The 17,296-nt window shown below is 70.0% G+C and carries 18 protein-coding genes; 2 read left to right on the top strand and 16 right to left on the bottom strand.

Features of this window, described 5'->3' with window-relative positions; all coding sequences use genetic code 11:
- Positions 1 to 123: 123 nt before the first annotated feature.
- Entirely contained in the window at positions 124 to 696 is a 573-nt protein-coding gene (locus ACWC24_RS24750) for a cob(I)yrinic acid a,c-diamide adenosyltransferase (protein WP_450665044.1), read from the top strand.
- Between the two features lie 100 nt (positions 697 to 796).
- On the opposite strand, the gene ACWC24_RS24745 is transcribed toward ACWC24_RS24750, so the two are convergent.
- From ACWC24_RS24745 to ACWC24_RS24730, 4 genes are read right to left on the bottom strand one after another with little or no spacing between them, the layout of a single operon-like run.
- Positions 797 to 997: a hypothetical protein gene (locus tag ACWC24_RS24745; RefSeq protein WP_450665043.1), complete on the bottom strand. Its 201-nt coding sequence runs from the start codon at positions 995 to 997 to the stop codon at positions 797 to 799.
- The gene (locus ACWC24_RS24740) at positions 997 to 1,410 is read right to left on the bottom strand and encodes a hypothetical protein (RefSeq protein WP_450665042.1); all 414 of its coding nucleotides are present in this window, start codon (positions 1,408 to 1,410) and stop codon (positions 997 to 999) included. Before ACWC24_RS24740 ends, ACWC24_RS24745 begins: the two co-directional genes overlap by 1 nt.
- Positions 1,411 to 1,460: 50 nt before the next feature.
- Complete coding sequence (locus ACWC24_RS24735) at positions 1,461 to 2,924, bottom strand: ATP-binding protein (RefSeq protein ID WP_450665041.1); 1,464 nt, start codon at positions 2,922 to 2,924, stop codon at positions 1,461 to 1,463.
- Positions 2,921 to 3,616: a response regulator transcription factor gene (locus ACWC24_RS24730; protein WP_450665040.1), complete on the bottom strand. Its 696-nt coding sequence runs from the start codon at positions 3,614 to 3,616 to the stop codon at positions 2,921 to 2,923. Before ACWC24_RS24730 ends, ACWC24_RS24735 begins: the two co-directional genes overlap by 4 nt.
- 239 nt (positions 3,617 to 3,855) lie before the next feature.
- Here ACWC24_RS24730 and ACWC24_RS24725 point away from each other — a divergent pair, with 239 nt between their 5' ends.
- Complete coding sequence (locus ACWC24_RS24725) at positions 3,856 to 5,682, top strand: glycosyl hydrolase family 18 protein (RefSeq protein WP_450665039.1); 1,827 nt, start codon at positions 3,856 to 3,858, stop codon at positions 5,680 to 5,682.
- A 149-nt stretch (positions 5,683 to 5,831) separates the two neighbouring features.
- Here the strand turns inward: ACWC24_RS24725 and ACWC24_RS24720 are convergent, their stop codons facing one another.
- The 12 genes from ACWC24_RS24720 to ACWC24_RS24665 form a co-directional block, all read right to left on the bottom strand.
- Positions 5,832 to 6,278: a DUF2550 domain-containing protein gene (locus ACWC24_RS24720; RefSeq protein ID WP_450665038.1), complete on the bottom strand. Its 447-nt coding sequence runs from the start codon at positions 6,276 to 6,278 to the stop codon at positions 5,832 to 5,834.
- Between the two features lie 142 nt (positions 6,279 to 6,420).
- Entirely contained in the window at positions 6,421 to 6,795 is a 375-nt protein-coding gene (locus tag ACWC24_RS24715; RefSeq protein WP_351602836.1) for a F0F1 ATP synthase subunit epsilon, read from the bottom strand.
- Positions 6,796 to 6,906: 111 nt separating this feature from the next.
- Positions 6,907 to 8,343, bottom strand: coding sequence for a F0F1 ATP synthase subunit beta (gene atpD, locus ACWC24_RS24710; RefSeq protein WP_450665037.1), 1,437 nt, complete (start codon positions 8,341 to 8,343; stop codon positions 6,907 to 6,909).
- Complete coding sequence (locus tag ACWC24_RS24705) at positions 8,343 to 9,260, bottom strand: F0F1 ATP synthase subunit gamma (protein WP_450665036.1); 918 nt, start codon at positions 9,258 to 9,260, stop codon at positions 8,343 to 8,345. Before ACWC24_RS24705 ends, atpD begins: the two co-directional genes overlap by 1 nt.
- 21 nt (positions 9,261 to 9,281) lie before the next feature.
- A complete protein-coding gene (gene atpA, locus ACWC24_RS24700; RefSeq protein ID WP_450665035.1) occupies positions 9,282 to 10,874 on the bottom strand; it encodes a F0F1 ATP synthase subunit alpha in 1,593 nt (530 codons plus the stop codon).
- 142 nt (positions 10,875 to 11,016) lie between these two features.
- On the bottom strand, positions 11,017 to 11,838 hold the full coding sequence (locus ACWC24_RS24695) for a F0F1 ATP synthase subunit delta (RefSeq protein ID WP_450665034.1): 822 nt from the start codon (positions 11,836 to 11,838) through the stop codon (positions 11,017 to 11,019).
- Positions 11,835 to 12,383 (bottom strand): F0F1 ATP synthase subunit B, encoded by a 549-nt coding sequence (locus tag ACWC24_RS24690; protein ID WP_351602828.1) that lies wholly within the window; start codon positions 12,381 to 12,383, stop codon positions 11,835 to 11,837. Before ACWC24_RS24690 ends, ACWC24_RS24695 begins: the two co-directional genes overlap by 4 nt.
- 42 nt (positions 12,384 to 12,425) lie before the next feature.
- Positions 12,426 to 12,656: an ATP synthase F0 subunit C gene (atpE, locus tag ACWC24_RS24685; RefSeq protein WP_103780068.1), complete on the bottom strand. Its 231-nt coding sequence runs from the start codon at positions 12,654 to 12,656 to the stop codon at positions 12,426 to 12,428.
- 71 nt (positions 12,657 to 12,727) lie between these two features.
- Entirely contained in the window at positions 12,728 to 13,561 is an 834-nt protein-coding gene (atpB, locus tag ACWC24_RS24680) for a F0F1 ATP synthase subunit A (RefSeq protein WP_450665033.1), read from the bottom strand.
- Positions 13,562 to 13,771: 210 nt separating this feature from the next.
- Entirely contained in the window at positions 13,772 to 14,218 is a 447-nt protein-coding gene (locus tag ACWC24_RS24675) for a hypothetical protein (protein WP_450665032.1), read from the bottom strand.
- 302 nt (positions 14,219 to 14,520) lie between these two features.
- Positions 14,521 to 15,924 carry an MraY family glycosyltransferase gene (locus ACWC24_RS24670; protein WP_450665031.1) on the bottom strand — a complete coding sequence of 468 codons (1,404 nt, stop codon included), beginning with the start codon at positions 15,922 to 15,924 and terminating at the stop codon, positions 14,521 to 14,523.
- 129 nt (positions 15,925 to 16,053) lie between these two features.
- On the bottom strand, positions 16,054 to 17,292 hold the full coding sequence (locus ACWC24_RS24665) for a serine hydroxymethyltransferase (protein ID WP_450665030.1): 1,239 nt from the start codon (positions 17,290 to 17,292) through the stop codon (positions 16,054 to 16,056).
- Between the last annotated feature and the right edge of the window lie 4 nt (positions 17,293 to 17,296).

Genomic DNA, 17,296 nt, shown 5'->3' with positions numbered 1-17,296 from the left:
CCCCGGACGGCGCAGTCGGGCACCCAGGCCGGCCATGGCCGGCCTGATCCAAACGACAGGCCCTCGCCGTGACGGCGGGCACACGGGTGTTCCGCGCGGCCGGAGCGTAACTACGCTGACCTCATGGTCAATCTGACACGCATCTACACCAGGACCGGCGACCGGGGCACCACCGCCCTCGGCGACATGAGCCGGGTCGCCAAGACGGACCCGCGGATCTCGGCGTACGCCGACGCCAACGAGGCGAACGCCGTGATCGGCGTCGCGATCGCGCTGGGCGCCCTGGACGAGGAGATCGTCACGGTCCTCGGCCGCGTCCAGAACGACCTGTTCGACGTGGGCGCGGACCTGTCGACGCCGGTCGTCGCGGACCCGGAGTTCCCGCCGCTGCGGGTGGAGCAGTCCTATGTCGACCGGCTCGAGGCGGACTGCGACCGCTTCAACGCGGAGCTGGAGAAGCTGCGGTCGTTCATCCTGCCGGGGGGCACCCCGGGCGCGGCCCTGCTGCACCAGGCGTGCACGGTCGTACGCCGGGCCGAGCGCTCGACCTGGGCGGCCCTGGAGACGCACGGCGAGGTGATGAACCCGCTCACCGCGACCTATCTCAACCGGCTCTCGGACCTGCTGTTCATCCTGGCCCGTACGGCGAACAAGGCGGTCGGGGACGTGCTCTGGGTGCCGGGCGGGGAGCGCTGACCTCCCAGGTCCCGAGCAGGGGGCGCCGACCTGCGGGCCCCGGGTGGGAAGCGCCGACCGCGGCGCCCACCGGGGGCGCCGCGCCCCCGGCCCGCCGCGCTCAGCGGTCGGTGTCGTCCCGCGCTGCGTCCCGGTCCGCCCGGGCGAGCGCCGACTCGGCGGCGTCCACCTTCTGCCGCATCCCGCTGTAGCCGGCGGGAGTGGCGGGCGCCCCGCCCGCCGTGCCGCCGTGTCCGGTGCAGCCGAGGGTGAGGCCCGCCAGCAGGGCGACGGCGGCCGCCGCCAGGGCCGTGCGGCGCATCAGCTCCGCCCCTCGTTGTCGCCCTTGCCGTTGCCATTGCCATTGGACTGGCACCACGTCTTCACGTCGGCCAGGTCCTTCTGGCGCTGCTGGAGCGTCGTGACCAGGGACTTGCGGAAGGTGAGCCGGTCCTGGAGGAACGTCTCGACCGCCTGGTGACCGGCCGCTTCCGCGTTGTCCACGCGCTGCTGGAGGCGGGCGACCGAGCCGCGGGTGCCGGCGTCCCCGTTCAGCCGCGTCAGGGCGCGCCCGATCCGGTCGTCGAGCTTCGGCAGCCGCTTGCAGAGCGCCCGTGCGCCGTCGTCCGTCGGGGCCGCCGCGGGCGTGCTGTCGGCGGTGGCCGCCGTCGTACCGCCCGCCAGCAGGGCGGCCGTGGCGAGCCCCACGAACAGGCGCCTTCGCCGTGCGTACATGTCCTCCTCCGTTCCCGGACGGCCGCCGCGGCCGTCCGACGCGTCGGAGGTTAGGAAGTCTCTTTGGGGAAACTCTGTGACCGGTTTGCCCCGGCTGTGCCGATCAGCCAGTCGCGGCGGCCCGGCAGGTCCCCGCCGGTCGACGGCAGCCGTACCTCGAAGCGCGCGCCCGCCCCGGTCGGGCCCCCGGTCACGCTCACGGTTCCCCGGTGCAGCGCGGTCTGCTGGGCCACCAGCGTCAGACCGAGTCCGGATCCGGAGCTGCCGGGACCGCGCCGGAAGCGCTCGAAGACCCGGGCGCGGTCCTGCGGCGGCACCCCCGGCCCGCGGTCGTCGACCGTGACCACGACCTGCTCCCCGGCGCGCCGCACCCCGACCGCCACCGTCGCCCGGCCCTGCGCGTCGCGTCCGTGGGCCAGCGCGTTGGCCAGCAGGTTGTCCAGGAGCAGTCGCAGTCCCGGCTCCCAGCCGTGGACCGTCAGCCCGGGCGCCGCGTCGAGGGTGATCCGCGCGTCGGGAGCCCGCCGCCGGACCTGGGCCACCGAGGCGTCCGCCGCCTCCGTCACGTCCACGTCGCGCAGCGCCTCCGCCTCCACCAGGTCCCCGCGGCCCAGCTCCCGCAGCATCACCAACAGGCTCAGCAGCCGGGCGTGTTCGCCGCGCAGGTCGGCGAGCACCTCCGTGCGGTCCGGCTCCGGGAGATCGGGGTGGCCGGTGAGGATGTCGAGGTTGGTGCCCATGCTCATGAGCGGGGTGCGCAGTTCGTGGGAGGCGGCCGCGGAGAAGGAGCGGGCGGTGTCGAGCGCCTCGGCGGCGCGGGCGGCCTGTTCGTCGTAGCGGGCGAGGACCGTGCGCAGGGTGGCCGCGAGTTCGTCGACCTCGGTGACCCCGGTCGGCTCGTCCGGCAGCCGGGCGGTGCTGGTCCGCGGGTCGAGTCCGGCCGTACGGCGGCCAAGGCGCCTGAGCGGACCGGCCGCGCCGGAGGCGATGCCCCAGGCCAGCAGTCCGGACAGGGGTGCGGCGAGCAGCGACGTCACGGCCACCCGGCGCCTGACCAGGCGGAGCTGGGCGCGGTCGGCGGCATCGGGCGAGAAGACCCACAGGGTGCCCGAGCCGCGCACGGTGGTGAGCGGCACGGCCAGCGCGCGCCAACTGGTGCCGCCCGCCCGCACGGTGACCGGTCCCGGGGTCCGGCGCGGCAGCGCGACCGCGGCGTCCGGCTGCGGCCCGCCGCTGAAGGTGCCGCCCGGCCCCACGACCCGTACGCCGACGTCGAGGACCGCGCTGTACAGCCGCCGCTCCCGGGTGTCGGCCGCCTTGGGCCGGTCGGCGGCGGAGACCCGCAGCAGGGCGCGGGCGTCCGGCACCACGGCGGCGGCGCGGGTCCGCAGATGGTCGTCCTCGGCCCGGTGCAGATCGCGGGCGACCAGTTGGAGCAGCAGCCAGCCGGAGGCCAGCACCAGCAGCGGCACGGTCACCCCGACCGCGAGCCCGATCCGGGTCGACAGCCTCACGACGGCTCGCCCCGCAGCACGAACCCCACCCCGCGCACGGTGTGCACCAGCCGCCGCTGTCCGTCGGTCTCCAGTTTGCGCCGCAGATAGCTGACGAAGGTGTCGACGGCGTCGGTGCGGACGTCGACGTCGTAGCCCCAGACCCGCTCCAGGAGCTGGTCGCGGGTGAGGACCAGACCGGCGTTGCGGGCGAGCACCTCAAGCAGCTCGAACTCGCGCCGGGTCAGTTCCAGGCTCCGCCCGTCCCGCTGCGCCGTACGGGCCGCCGGGTCGATGACCAGGCCCGCCACCCGCAGCACCTCCCCCGCCGGCGGTCTGCGCCGCAGCAGCGCCCGCAGCCGCAGCACCAGCTCCTGGAGGGCGAACGGCTTCACCAGGTAGTCGTCCCCGCCCGCCTGGAGCCCGGCTATCCGGTCGGCGGTCTCGTCCAGCGCCGACAGCATCAGCACGGGGAGGTCCTGGCCGTCGGCGCGCAGCCGCGCGCACACCTCGATGCCGCTCGTGCCGGGCATCGACACATCGAGGACGAGCACGTCCGGCGGCGCCTCACGGACGGCGTCCAGGGCGGCCCGCCCGCTGTCCGCCGTCCGCACGGAGAAGCCGCTCAGCCGCAGTCCGCGCTCCAGCGAGCGCCGGATGGCCGGGTCGTCGTCCACCACCAGTACCGTCCCGGGGCAGGCCCTGTCACTCATGCGGTCAGCGTACGGCTCCTGCTCGTACGGGGACGCGGCGCAGCGCGCAACGCAGGGTGCGCCTGGGGCTGTTGGGACAACGGGCTATCCTCGCACCGGAGTTGAGGACTCCACTTCTCAACTGCCATAGTGGTCCAGACCTATTGACCTATGGTCCAGACCTTTCTATTCTCACGGGCACTGTGGGCGTGAAGGCTCAGTTACGCCCCCTCCCCCAACTCCCCTTGAGGAGGCGCGGAATGCGCTTCAGACAACGCGCGACGGCGGGGCTCGCCACCCTGCTGCTCCCCCTGGCCGGCCTGGTCGGCCTGGCGAGTCCCGCCCAGGCCGCGAGCACCGCCACCGCCACCTACGCCAAGACCCAGGACTGGGGCACCGGCTTCGAGGGCAAGTGGACGGTCACGAACACCGGCACCGCGGCCATCAGCTCCTGGACGATCGAGTGGGACTTCCCCTCCGGCACGTCCGTCACCTCCGCCTGGGACGCCGACGTCACGTCCTCCGGCACCCACTGGACGGCGAAGAACAAGTCCTACAACGGCGCCCTCGCCGCCGGCGCCTCCGTCTCCTTCGGCTTCAACGGCGCCGGCACCGGCTCGCCCTCCAACTGCAAGCTCAACGGCGGCAGTTGTGACGGCGGCACCACGGTCCCCGGCGACAGCGCACCCAGCGCGCCGGGCACCCCGACCGCCTCCGGCATCACCGACACCTCGGTGCAGCTCTCCTGGAGCGCCGCCACCGACGACAAGGGCGTCAAGAACTACGACGTCCTGCGCGGCGGCACCAAGGTCGCGACGGTGACCACGACGTCGTACACCGACACCGGTCTCACCGCCGGCACCGACTACTCCTACACCGTCCAGGCCCGCGACACCGCCGACCAGACCGGTCCGGTCAGCGGCGCCGTCTCGGTGCACACCACCGGTGGCACCACCACTCCCCCGCCCACCGGCGACAAGGTCCGCCTCGGCTACTTCACCGAGTGGGGCATCTACGGCCGCAACTACAACGTCAAGAACCTGGTGACGTCGGGCTCGGCCGCCAAGATCACGCACATCAACTACGCCTTCGGCAACGTCACCAACGGCCAGTGCGCGATCGGCGACTCCTACGCCGACTACGACAAGGCCTTCACCGCCGACCAGTCGGTCAGCGGCGTCGCCGACACCTGGGACCAGCCGCTGCGCGGCAACTTCAACCAGCTCCGTGAGCTGAAGGCCAAGTACCCGAACATCAAGGTGCTGTGGTCCTTCGGCGGCTGGACCTGGTCCGGCGGCTTCGCGCAGGCGGCGGCCAACCCGGCCGCGTTCGCGCAGTCCTGCTACAACCTGGTCGAGGACCCGCGCTGGGCCGACGTCTTCGACGGCATCGACATCGACTGGGAGTACCCGAACGCCTGCGGTCTGTCCTGTGACAGCAGCGGTGCCGCGGCCTACAAGAACCTGATGCAGGCCCTGCGCGCCAAGTTCGGCTCCAACAACCTGGTCACCGCGGCCACCACGGCGGACGGCACCTCCGGCGGCAAGATCGACGCCGCCGACTACGCGGGCGCCTCGGCGTACGTCGACTGGTACAACGTGATGTCGTACGACTTCTTCGGCGCGTTCAACGCCCAGGGCCCGACCGCCCCGCACTCCCCGCTCACCTCGTACAGCGGCATCCCGACGCCCGGCTTCACCACCGCCGACGCGATCGCCAAGTTCAAGGCGAAGGGCGTGCCCGCGAGCAAGCTGCTCATCGGCATCGGCTTCTACGGCCGCGGCTGGACCGGCGTCACCCAGGCGGCGCCCGGCGGCACGGCGACCGGCCCGGCCGCCGGTACGTACGAGCAGGGCATCGAGGACTACAAGGTCCTCAAGACGTCCTGCCCCTCCACCGGCCTCGTCGCCGGCACGGCGTACGCCTTCTGCGGCAACAACTGGTGGTCCTACGACACCCCGGCCACCATCGGCACCAAGATGGCCTGGGCCAAGTCGCAGGGCCTCGGCGGCGCCTTCTTCTGGGAGTTCAGCGGCGACACCAGCAACGGTGAGCTGGTGAGCGCCCTCAACAGCGGACTGTCGTAGAACAGTTCGGAGGCTGAAAGACCGACGCTCCCCTGGACCTGGTCCAGGGGAGCGTCGTCGTATGGGGGGGAGCGTCAGGCGACGTTCACCCTCCCCCAACCGCTCCGCGGCCGGGGGGACCCCCACCCAGCGGGGCCCTGAACGCCGCTCTACGCGACGTTCACCCGCTGTCCGGGCGGGGCCGCCTCCAGCCAGGCGAGGAAACCGGTCAGCGCGTCCTCGCTCATCGCCAGTTCCAGACGGGTGCCGCGGTGCAGACACGCGAGGATCACCGAGTCGGACAGCAGCGCCAGCTCCTCCTCCCCCTCGGGCAGCCGGCGGCCGGCCACCTCGATCGACGCGCGCTCCAGGACGCGACGCGGGCGGGGGGCGTAGGAGAAGACCCGGTACCACTCGATGCGGTCGCCGTTGTAACGGGCGACGCCGTAGCTCCAGCCCTTGCCGCTGGTGTCGGACTTCTCGGGGACGTCCCAGCGCAGGCTGCAGTCGAAGGTGCCGCCCGAGCGCTGGATGAGTCTGCGCCGCAGTCCGAAGACGAACAGCCCCACCACCACCAGGGCGACGGCGATTGCGCACACAGTCAGAGCGAGGACCATCGGCACCGACCTCCTCGTCTCCTAGAGAACCGTAAATAGATAACGGAACGGAAAAAACATCCAGATCTGCCTCAGCCGCGACCGGCACCGGATCGCTCCGGTCCCAGCCGCGGCTGAGGTACGTCATCGCACAGCGCGCCTGCTAGCGCGCTGCCGCCGCGCGCAGTCGTACGTCCGCACGACGCTCGGCGTGGGCGTCGCCCTCCGCCTTCGCGCGCTCCAGCTCACGCTCCACGCGCTGGACGTCGATCTCGTCCGAAAGCTCGGCGATCTCGGCCAGCAGCGACAGCTTGTTGTCCGCGAACGAGATGAAACCGCCGTGCACCGCGGCGACGACCGTTCCCCCCTCACGCGTACGGATGGTCACCGGGCCCGACTCCAGCACACCGAGCAGCGGCTGGTGACCGGGCATGACGCCGATGTCGCCGGACGTGGTGCGCGCGACGACCAGGGTCGCCTCGCCGGTCCAGACCTCTCGGTCGGCCGCGACCAACGCGACGTGCAGCTCAGCAGCCAAGGTTGGCTCCTCGGGTCACCACCCGGCGGGTCTGCCGGGTGTTGGTTACAAGTCTAGTGGGCGTGACGAAGGGGGCGGGACGCGCCCGCCCCCTCGTCAAGAGCGCGAGGCTCAGGAGACGCCCAGCTCCTTGGCGTTGGCCTTGAGGTCCTCAATGCCACCGCAGAGGAAGAACGCCTGCTCCGGGAAGTGGTCGTAGTCGCCGTCGATGATCGCGTTGAACGCGGTGATCGACTCGTCCAGCGGCACGTCCGACCCGTCGACGCCGGTGAACTGCTTGGCGACGTGGGTGTTCTGGGACAGGAAGCGCTCCACGCGACGGGCACGGTGGACGACGAGCTTGTCCTCCTCGCCGAGCTCGTCGATACCGAGGATCGCGATGATGTCCTGGAGGTCCTTGTACTTCTGGAGGACCGTCTTCACGCGCATGGCGGTGTTGTAGTGGTCCGCCGCGATGTAGCGCGGGTCCAGGATGCGGGACGTGGAGTCCAGCGGGTCCACGGCCGGGTAGATGCCCTTCTCGGAGATCGGACGGGAGAGAACCGTCGTCGCGTCGAGGTGGGCGAACGTGGTGGCCGGGGCCGGGTCGGTCAGGTCGTCCGCGGGGACGTAGATCGCCTGCATCGAGGTGATCGAGTGACCACGGGTCGAGGTGATGCGCTCCTGGAGGAGACCCATCTCGTCGGCCAGGTTCGGCTGGTAACCCACCGCGGAGGGCATGCGGCCGAGCAGGGTCGAGACCTCGGAACCGGCCTGCGTGAAGCGGAAGATGTTGTCGATGAAGAACAGCACGTCCTGCTTCTGCACATCGCGGAAGTACTCCGCCATGGTCAGACCGGCCAGGGCCACGCGCAGACGGGTGCCCGGGGGCTCGTCCATCTGGCCGAAGACAAGGGCGGTCTTGTCGATGACGCCCGAGTCCGCCATCTCCTCGATGAGGTCGTTGCCCTCACGGGTGCGCTCACCGACACCGGCGAACACGGAGACACCGTCGTGGTTGTTGGCGACGCGGTAGATCATCTCCTGGATGAGCACCGTCTTGCCGACGCCGGCACCACCGAACAGACCGATCTTTCCACCCTTGACGTACGGGGTGAGAAGGTCGATGACCTTGACGCCGGTCTCGAACATCTCGGTCTTCGACTCGAGCTCGTCGAAGTTCGGGGCCTTGCGGTGGATGGACCAGCGCTCGCCCTCGTACTTCTCGTCGACGTTCAGCACCTCACCGAGGGTGTTGAACACCTTGCCCTTGGTGAAGTCGCCGACCGGGACGGTGATGCCCGTGCCGGTGTCGGTCACCGGGGCCTGGCGGACCAGACCGTCGGTGGGCTGCATCGAGATGGTGCGGACCAGGCCGTCACCCAGGTGCTGGGCGACCTCCAGGGTCAGCGTCTTCTTCTCGCCCTCGTTCGCCGGGTCTGCGACCTCGACGTGCAGGGCGTTGTAGATCTCCGGCATCGCGTCGACGGGGAACTCCACGTCGACGACCGGGCCGATGACCCGGGCGACGCGGCCCGTGGCAACGGCCGTCTCAGAAGTCGTCGTCATTACTTGTCACTCCCCGCGGTCGCGTCGGCAAGGGCGCTGGCGCCACCGACGATCTCGCTGATTTCCTGGGTGATTTCGGCCTGGCGGGCCGCGTTGGCAAGACGGGAGAGCGTGTTGATCAGCTCGCCCGCGTTGTCGGTCGCCGACTTCATCGCGCGGCGCGTGGCGGCGTGCTTGGAAGCAGCCGACTGGAGCAGCGCGTTGTAGATGCGGCTCTCGACGTAGCGCGGCAGCAGGGCGTCGAGGACGTCCTCCGCCGAGGGCTCGAAGTCGTAGAGCGGGAGGATCTCGCCCTGCGGCGCCGCCTCCTGCGCGACCTCTTCGAGGCTGAGCGGGAGCAGACGGTCGTCGAGCGCCGTCTGCGTCATCATCGACACGAACTCGGTGAAGACGATGTGGAGTTCATCCACGCCGCCGTCGGCCGTGTCCTTCTCGATGGCCTCGATCAGCGGAGCCGCGACCTTCTTGGCGTCCGCGTACGAGGGCTCGTCGGTGAAGCCCGACCACGACTCCGCGACCTTGCGCTCGCGGAAGTTGTAGTGGGCCAGACCGCGTCGGCCGACGATGTACGTGTCGACCTGCTTGCCCTCGGCCTCCAGGCGCGCGGTCAGCTTCTCCGCGGCCTTGATGGCGTTGGAGTTGAACGCGCCTGCGAGACCGCGGTCGCTCGTCAGGAGCAGCACCGCGGACCGCACGACCGTCTCGGCCTGCGTGGTCAGCGGGTGCTTCGTGTTCGAGCCGGTACCGACCGCCGTGACCGCGCGGGTGAGCTCGGTCGCGTACGGCGTGGAGGCCGCCACCTTGCGCTGTGCCTTGACGACACGCGAGGCGGCGATCATCTCCATCGCCTTCGTGATCTTCTTGGTCGCGGTGACGGATCGGATGCGACGCTTGTAGACCCGGAGCTGGGCTCCCATGAGTCAGGTCCCTTCCTTACGTCACTTGGCGGCAGCGGCCGGAGCGTCCTCGCCGAGCAGCTTGCCGTCGGAGGTCTCGAACTGCTTCTTGAAGGCGGCGATCGCGTCCGCGACGGCGGTGAGCGTGTCGTCCGACATCTTGCCGCCCTCCTTGATGGAGGTCATGAGGCCCTGCTCCTTGCGGTGCAGGTACTCCAGCAGCTCCTTCTCGAAGCGGCGGATGTCGGCGACCGGGACGTCGTCCATCTTGCCGGTGGTGCCGGCCCACACGGAGACGACCTGGTCCTCGGTCGGCATCGGCTGGTACTGAGCCTGCTTGAGCAGCTCGACCAGACGCTGACCGCGCTCCAGCTGCGACTTCGACGCGGCGTCCAGGTCGGAACCGAAGGCGGCGAACGCCTCCAGCTCGCGGTACTGGGCCAGGTCGAGGCGCAGACGGCCGGAGACCTGCTTCATCGCCTTGTGCTGCGCGGAACCACCGACTCGGGAGACGGAGATACCGACGTTCAGCGCGGGGCGCTGACCGGCGTTGAACAGGTCCGACTCCAGGAAGCACTGGCCGTCGGTGATGGAGATGACGTTGGTCGGGATGAACGCCGAGACGTCGTTGGCCTTCGTCTCGACGATCGGCAGACCCGTCATCGAACCGGCGCCCAGCTCGTCGGAGAGCTTCGCGCAGCGCTCCAGCAGGCGGGAGTGCAGGTAGAAGACGTCACCGGGGTAGGCCTCGCGGCCCGGCGGGCGACGCAGCAGCAGGGACACGGCGCGGTAGGCGTCGGCCTGCTTCGAGAGGTCGTCGAAGATGATGAGGACGTGCTTGCCCTCGTACATCCACTGCTGACCGATGGCCGAACCGGTGTACGGCGCCAGGTACTTGAAGCCGGCCGGGTCGGACGCCGGGGCGGCGACGATGGTCGTGTACTCCAGCGCGCCGGCCTCTTCGAGGGCGCCACGCACGGAGGCGATGGTCGAGCCCTTCTGGCCGATGGCGACGTAGACGCAGCGGACCTGCTTCTTCGGGTCGCCCGAGCGCCAGTTGTCGCGCTGGTTGATGATCGTGTCGACGGCCAGGGCGGTCTTGCCGGTCTGGCGGTCACCGATGATCAGCTGACGCTGGCCGCGGCCGACCGGGGTCATCGCGTCGACGGCCTTGTAGCCGGTCTCCATCGGCTCGTGCACCGACTTACGGGCCATGACGCCGGGAGCCTGAAGCTCCAGGGCACGGCGGCCGGACGTCTCGATCTCGCCGAGGCCGTCGATCGGGTTGCCGAGCGGGTCGACGACGCGGCCGAGGTATCCCTCGCCCACCGCGACGGAGAGGACCTCACCGGTGCGGTGCACCGGCTGACCCTCCTCGATGCCGCTGAACTCACCGAGGACGATGGCGCCGATCTCGCGCTCTTCCAGGTTCAGCGCGAGGCCGAGGGTGCCGTCCTCGAACTTCAGCAGTTCGTTGGCCATGGCCGAGGGAAGACCCTCGACCTTCGCGATGCCGTCGCCGGCAAGGGTGACCGTACCGACCTCCTCGCGCGAGGCCGCGTCCGGCTTGTACGACTGGACGAAGTTCTCCAGCGCGTCCCGGATCTCCTCCGGCCGGATCGTGAGCTCCGCCATCTGGGTTCCCTGCTCTCCTTGTTGGGCCCGAAGTTTCACTTTGGGGGGATGGGGACTCCCCCCTGAAAGAGGTGAATCCTCTGCACGGCCCAACCAGGGCCGTAATTGCTTACGTACTGCTTATTGAATTGCCGCGGGGGTGCTAGCTCGCCAGTCGGCGGCCGGCGTCCTCGATACGGTCCGCGACGGAGCCGTTGATGACCTCGTCACCGACCTGCACCCGCATCCCGCCGACGACCGTGGGGTCCACGTCGAGGTTGAGGTGCATCCTGCGGCCGTAGAGCTTCGCGAGGGCGGCGCCCAGGCGCTGCTTCTGCGTGTCGCTGAGCGGCACCGCCGAGGTCACGACGGCGACGGCGCGGTCCCGGCGCTCGGCGGCGAGCGTGGACAGGGACTCGAGTCCCGTCTCCAGGCTACGTCCGCGCGCGGCGGTCACCAGACGCGTCACCAGACGCTCGGTGGTGGCCTTCGCCCGGCCGCCGAGCAGCCGGTTCAGCAGCTCGGTCTTGGCCGCGACGGTGGCCTTGCGGTCGGTCAGCGCGGCGCGCAGCTCGGTGTTCGAGGAGACGATCCGGCCGAACCGGAACAGCTCGTCCTCGACGTCGTCGAGCGTGCCCGCCTTCTCCGCGGCGGTGAGGTCGGCGATGCTCGCCAGCTCCTCCAGCGCGTCGACCAGGTCGCGAGGCTGCGACCAGCGAGAACGCACCGTGCCTGCCACCAGGTCGGCGGTCGTGCCGCTGACCTGGCCGGCGAGCAGACGCTGGACCAGCTCGGCCTTGGCCTCACCGGCCTGCGCCGGGTCGGTGAGGACCCGACGCAGCGACACCTCGCGGTCGAGCAGCGCGGTGACGGCGGCCAGCTCGTCGGCGAGCCGGGCCGCGTCCACGGACGTGGAGTCCGTCAGCGCGTCGAGACGCTCACGGGCAGCTGCGAACGCCTCGCGGCTCGCTCCGTGTGCTGTCATCGAGCCGCCTCGGCCTTCTCCTCGAGCTCGTCGAGGAAGCGGTCGATCACACGGCTCTGGCGGGCGTGGTCCTCGAGGGACTCACCGACCAGCTTGCCGGCCAGGTCGGTGGCGAGCTTGCCGACGTCCTGCCGGAGCGCGGACGCGGCGGCCTTGCGGTCGGCCTCGATCTGCGAGTGACCGGCTGCGACGATCTCCTCGCGCTGCCGCTGGCCTTCCGCGCGCATCTCGGCGATGAGCGTGGCGCCCTGCTCCTGCGCCTCCTGGCGCAGCCGCGCGGCCTCGTGGCGGGCCTCGGCGAGCTGGGCCTTGTACTGCTCAAGGACGCTCTGGGCCTCGGTCTGTGCGGCCTCGGCCTTCTCGATACCGCCCTCGATGGCCTCGCGACGCTCTTCCAGGACCTTGTTGATGGTCGGAAGAAGCTTCTTGGCGAGGAAGCCGAAGACGATGACGAAGGCGATCAGGCCGATGACGAGCTCCGGCCACGGCGGAATGAGGGGGTTCTCCTTCTCCGCCTCGGCCGCCAGCTGAACCAGGGGGTTCACATCAGTGCCTTTCGTCGAATGGGGCTGTCGCTGTCGTTCGTCTTAGTAGACGAACGGCATGACGAGGCCGATGAGGGCCAGCGCCTCACAGAAAGCGAAGCCGAGGATCTGGTTGGCGCGGATCAGACCGGCCGCCTCGGGCTGGCGGGCGAGGGCCTGGGTGCCGTTACCGAAGATGATGCCGACGCCGACGCCCGGGCCGATCGCGGCGAGGCCGTAACCGATGGAGCCGAGGTTGCCGTCAACCGCAGCGAGGGTCTGGAGAGCGGACATGCCGGTTCTTCCTTCTCTTTCAGTGACCGGTGGGGGTTGGCCACCGGATGTCTCTTGGGTGAGGGAGCGACTCAGTGGTGCTCTGCGAGCGCGCCCTGGATGAAGGTGCAGGTCAGGAGGACGAAGACGTACGCCTGGACAGCCTGGATGAAGAGCTCGAAGGCGGTCATCACGATGACCATCACGAACGAGACGGCCGAGTACGCGATGCCGATGCCGTTCAGCATGTACCAGCTGGCGATCGTGAAGAGCAGCAGCAGGGTGTGGCCGGCGAACATGTTCGCGAACAGTCGGACGGCGTGCGTGAACGGGCGGACCAGCAGGTTCGAGAAGAACTCGATGGTCATCGACAGCGGCAGCACCGCGCCGAGCGACTTGTCGTAGCCGGTGACGTTCTTGAAGAAGCCGACGAAACCGTGGCGCTTGAACGTCAGCGAGACCCAGGTGACGTAGACGATCAGGGCGAGCACCGCCGGGTAGGCGATGATCGAGGTCACCGGGAAGGAGGCGACCGGGATGATCGACCAGAGGTTCATCATCCAGATGAAGAAGAACAGCGATACGGCGAGGGGGACGTACTTCTCGCCCTCACGCTTGCCGATCGTCTGGTAGACGATGCCGGTCCGGACGAAGTCGTAGCCGGCCTCGGCGATCATCTGGAGCTTGCCCGGGACGAGCTTCGGCTTGGCGAAGGCCGCCCAGAAGAAGCCCACCACGATGATGGAACCGAGCAGTGCCAGCAGCATCGGCTTGTTGAAGTACAGGCCGTCGGTGTCGCCCCAGAGCGGCTCGAACATGAACGAGTGCAGGCCCGGAGCCGGGAAGCCACACCCGTCGAACAGGTGACAGCTCGTGTCGAAAGCGAGCGTCTGCGTCGGGTCAGCACTCACCGCGGGCTCCTTCATCGTGGCGCATAGGTACGGCAACCTCGTTGTGTCGGCGCGGCACGGGGCCGCGGTTCGGCACGGGACTGGTGTAACGGATGTGGGGGCGGCTGAGGGGCATCTCGCCTCGCGATCGAACAGGCGTCAGCTCGGATGCCCGCGCCCGCGATGCCGCAGTTGGCACCGGACGATAGCAGGATCTCTCGTGCGGCTTTATCCCGGCCCTACCCCTCACGACTGGCGACCCGGCTTTTCGGGCCCGTCACCCTTCGAAGAGGTGGTCGAATCGGGTTCGACGTAGAGGATCTTGGACTTCATGTGAGCACGCGTCTGCGCGGCGATCCACGTGAGGGTGCCGGCGACGAGCGTGAGCGCGAAGGCCCGGGGGTTGAACAGCGTCGTGTGCTTGAAGGCCGCGACGAAGATGAACAGCAGCAGGATCTGCGCCGCGTAGAGCATCAGACCCATCGCCTGGAACAGGTGCGGAAGCGATCTGGCGGTGCGCTGCAGGACGTAGAGCCCGATTCCCATGAAGAGGATCACGATCAGCGTCGCGACGATCGCCCCGACCGCACCCTTGCCGCCCGCGACCACACCGCTGACGACGGCAGCGATCGCGCCGACGGCAGCCGTGGGCACAGCGGCCTGGGCCAGGATCCGGACGTCGTTGGACGGCATGGCGGCAACTCCGCTTTCAAGGGGGGCAGGGGTGTCGTCATGGACGAGCGTAGCCCCGGGTCGAGTGTTGGTGACCTCGCGCCAAGGGGCCGTCGCATTACGGTCCTTCGGCTCCACCCCGGGTTCTCGTGAACCGTATCACAAACTATTTGATGAGGTCTTTACCTGGTAGGTGTGCTCGCTGTCACACATGAGACTGACGCTGCGCGTCTGTGCAAAAACACGGCCAACATGTCTGGTATTGGGGTACTTTGCTCCCCCACGACTTGGCAATGCTCTAGTCAGATTCTTACCTTGTGATGTCAACGCACGCGTGCGCGAGCGCCGATGGCGGTCGCCCCGTTGACCCCTGACGCCCCGTGCATCCCGGCCGCGACCGGGGCCAACTCCTCGTCCCCGGGCACGTCCTCGGCAGGCACGTCCTCGGCCGACGCGGCCTCGGCGGACACCTTCCCGGCCGGGGCGGCCTCGGCGTCCGCCGCCCGCTCCTCCTGCGCCGCCCCGGCCGTCCCCTGCCCGTCGGCCGCGGCACGGGCCTTGCGGCGCCGGTAGCGCGGCGGCACGAACGCCTCGGCCCAGCGCGGGGCGCGCGGCGCGAACCGCGGCAGCAGGAGCAGCACCAGGCCCAGCGCGCAGAAGAAGACCACGCCGAGCACGATCCACATGGACGCCGCGTTCACGGAGTAGGCGAGCGCTCCGAAGGAGATCAGCGCGGACCAGAAGTACATGATCAGCACCGCGCGGCTGTGCGAGTGCCCGATCTCCAGCAGCCGGTGGTGCAGATGCCCGCGGTCCGCGGCGAACGGCGACTGACCGCGCCAGGTGCGCCGCACGATCGCCAGCACCAGGTCCGCGGCCGGGATCGCGATGATGGTCAGCGGCATCAGCAACGGGATGTAGACCGGCACCATCTGGTGCACGGCGCTGCGCTCGGAGCCGGAGAACAGCTTCATCACGTCCGGGTCTACCTGCCCGGTGACGGAGATCGCGCCGGCCGCCAGCACCAGGCCGATCAGCATCGAACCCGAGTCGCCCATGAAGATCCGCGCGGGATGCGCGTTGTGCGGCAGGAAGCCCAGGCACATGCCCATCAGGATCGCCGCGAACAGCGTGGCCGGAGCGGCCGCCTCGATGCCGTACGAGTACCAGATCCGGTAGGCGTACATGAAGAACGCGGCCGCCGCGATGCACACCATGCCGGCGGCCAGACCGTCGAGACCGTCCACGAAGTTGACCGCGTTGATCGTGATGACGACCAGCGCCACCGTCAGCAGGGTGCCCTGCCACTGGGTCAGCGCGACGGTGCCGACGCCCGGCACCGGCAGCCACAGGATCGTCAGACCCTGCATCACCATCACACCGGCGGCGATCATCTGACCGCCCAGCTTGATCAGGGCGTCGATCTCGAACTTGTCGTCCAGGACGCCGATCAGCCAGATCAGCGCCGCTCCGGAGAGCAGCGCCCGCGGCTCGTTCGACTTCTCGAAGACCTCGTTGAGGTTGGTGAGGTGGTCCGCGACGAGCAGTCCGGCGCACAGGCCGAAGAACATCGCGATCCCGCCGAGCCGCGGAGTGGGCTCCCGGTGCACGTCACGTGCCCGGATCTCCGGCATCGCTCCCGCCACGATCGCGAACTTGCGTACCGGCCCTGTCAGCAGATACGTCACCGCGGCCGTGATGCAGAGCGTCAGCAGGTATTCACGCACGGGCTTCCCCACAGGTCTCGCAGGCCATCTCAGCCCCACACCCTAGCGAGGGACGCATATGGTTGGGGACTTCCGGGTAGCGACGATGGTTGCACGTGAGTCTGTGCACCCGTGTGCGCCTACCCCCGTTCAGCCGGAATACGGCGGAAATTCCAGTGCCAGTTGCCGTGCCTCCTCCCGGCCCCGGACGCTGTCGACGTCGCCCCGCAGCACGCTCGCGAGCAGCACGGCGATCCGCGTCATCTCCGCCTCCCCCATGCCCTGCGTGGTCACCGCGGCGGTGCCCAGGCGCAGGCCACGGGCGTCGCCGTGGGGCAGCGCACAGCAGTCCAGGACCATCCCGGCCGCCGCGAGCCGCCCCCGCGCCGCGCGCCCGTCGACGCCGAGCGGCCCCGGATCGGCGGTGATCAGATGGGTGTCGGTCCCGCCGGTGGTGACGACGAGACCCTCCGCCGCCAGCCCGGCCGCCAGCACCTTGGCGTTGGCGACCACCTGATGGGCGTAGAGCGTGAAGGCGGGCGTCGCCGCCTCGCCGAACGCCACCGCCTTCGCGGCGATGGTGTGCATCTGGGCGCCGCCCTGCGTGAACGGGAAGACGGCCCGGTCCACCCGCTCGGCGAGGTTCCGGCCGCACAGGATCATGCCGCCGCGGGGGCCGCGCAGCACCTTGTGCGTGGTGGCGCAGACGATGTCGGCGTACGGCACCGGGCTGGGCGCCGCTCCCCCGGCGACCAGTCCGATGGGATGCGCCGCGTCCGCGACGAGGGCGGCGCCCACCTCGTCGGCCACCTCCCGGAACAGGGCGTAGTCGAGGTGCCGGGGGTAGGCGATGGAGCCGCACACGATCGCCTTGGGCCGGTGCGTACGGGCCAGGGTGCGCACCTGGTCGTAGTCGATCAGCCCGCTCTCGGCGTCGACGCCGTACCCCACGAAGTCGAACCAGCGTCCGGAGAAGTTGGCCGGCGAGCCGTGCGTGAGATGACCTCCGTACGGCAGTCCGAGGGCGAGGACCGTGTCGCCGGGCCGCAGCAGCGCGGCGTACGCGGCGAGGACGGCGGACGAGCCGGAGTGCGGCTGCACATTGGCGTGCTCGGCGCCGAACAGCGCCTTCGCCCGGTCCACCGCGATCCGCTCGGCCACGTCCACGATCTCGCACCCGCCGTGGTGCCGGGCCCCCGGATACCCCTCGGCGTACTTGTTCGCCAGCGGGGAGCCGAGCGCGGCCAGCACGGCCGGCGAGGTGAAGTTCTCGGCGGCGATCAGCTGCAACGACGCCGACTGCCGGTCCCGCTCGCCGAGCAGGACGTCGGCCAGTTCGGGGTCCTGCCGGCGCAGGACGTCGACCTCGAGGGCATGGGTGACGGCCATGGTG

It is taken from the genome of Streptomyces sp. NPDC001443 (genome assembly GCF_053597355.1).
Note: the sequence above shows the minus strand (reverse complement) of the source record. Positions and strands in the feature narration are given on the sequence as shown.

Bases quoted from the DNA above. Each gene is read 5' to 3' on its own strand.
- ACWC24_RS24720 (WP_450665038.1), bottom strand. From the start codon at position 6,278: ATGGTCCTCGCTCTGACTGTGTGCGCAATCGCCGTCGCCCTGGTGGTG.
- ACWC24_RS24745 (WP_450665043.1), bottom strand. From the start codon at position 997: ATGCGCCGCACGGCCCTGGCGGCGGCCGCCGTCGCCCTGCTGGCGGGC.
- ACWC24_RS24750 (WP_450665044.1), top strand. From the start codon at position 124: ATGGTCAATCTGACACGCATCTACACCAGGACCGGCGACCGGGGCACC.
- ACWC24_RS24730 (WP_450665040.1), bottom strand. From the start codon at position 3,616: ATGAGTGACAGGGCCTGCCCCGGGACGGTACTGGTGGTGGACGACGAC.
- atpA (WP_450665035.1), bottom strand. From the start codon at position 10,874: ATGGCGGAGCTCACGATCCGGCCGGAGGAGATCCGGGACGCGCTGGAG.
- atpE (WP_103780068.1), bottom strand. From the start codon at position 12,656: ATGTCCGCTCTCCAGACCCTCGCTGCGGTTGACGGCAACCTCGGCTCC.
- atpD (WP_450665037.1), bottom strand. From the start codon at position 8,343: ATGACGACGACTTCTGAGACGGCCGTTGCCACGGGCCGCGTCGCCCGG.
- ACWC24_RS24665 (WP_450665030.1), bottom strand. From the start codon at position 17,292: ATGGCCGTCACCCATGCCCTCGAGGTCGACGTCCTGCGCCGGCAGGAC.
- ACWC24_RS24675 (WP_450665032.1), bottom strand. From the start codon at position 14,218: ATGCCGTCCAACGACGTCCGGATCCTGGCCCAGGCCGCTGTGCCCACG.
- ACWC24_RS24705 (WP_450665036.1), bottom strand. From the start codon at position 9,260: ATGGGAGCCCAGCTCCGGGTCTACAAGCGTCGCATCCGATCCGTCACC.
- ACWC24_RS24725 (WP_450665039.1), top strand. From the start codon at position 3,856: ATGCGCTTCAGACAACGCGCGACGGCGGGGCTCGCCACCCTGCTGCTC.
- ACWC24_RS24740 (WP_450665042.1), bottom strand. From the start codon at position 1,410: ATGTACGCACGGCGAAGGCGCCTGTTCGTGGGGCTCGCCACGGCCGCC.
- ACWC24_RS24695 (WP_450665034.1), bottom strand. From the start codon at position 11,838: ATGACAGCACACGGAGCGAGCCGCGAGGCGTTCGCAGCTGCCCGTGAG.
- atpB (WP_450665033.1), bottom strand. From the start codon at position 13,561: ATGAAGGAGCCCGCGGTGAGTGCTGACCCGACGCAGACGCTCGCTTTC.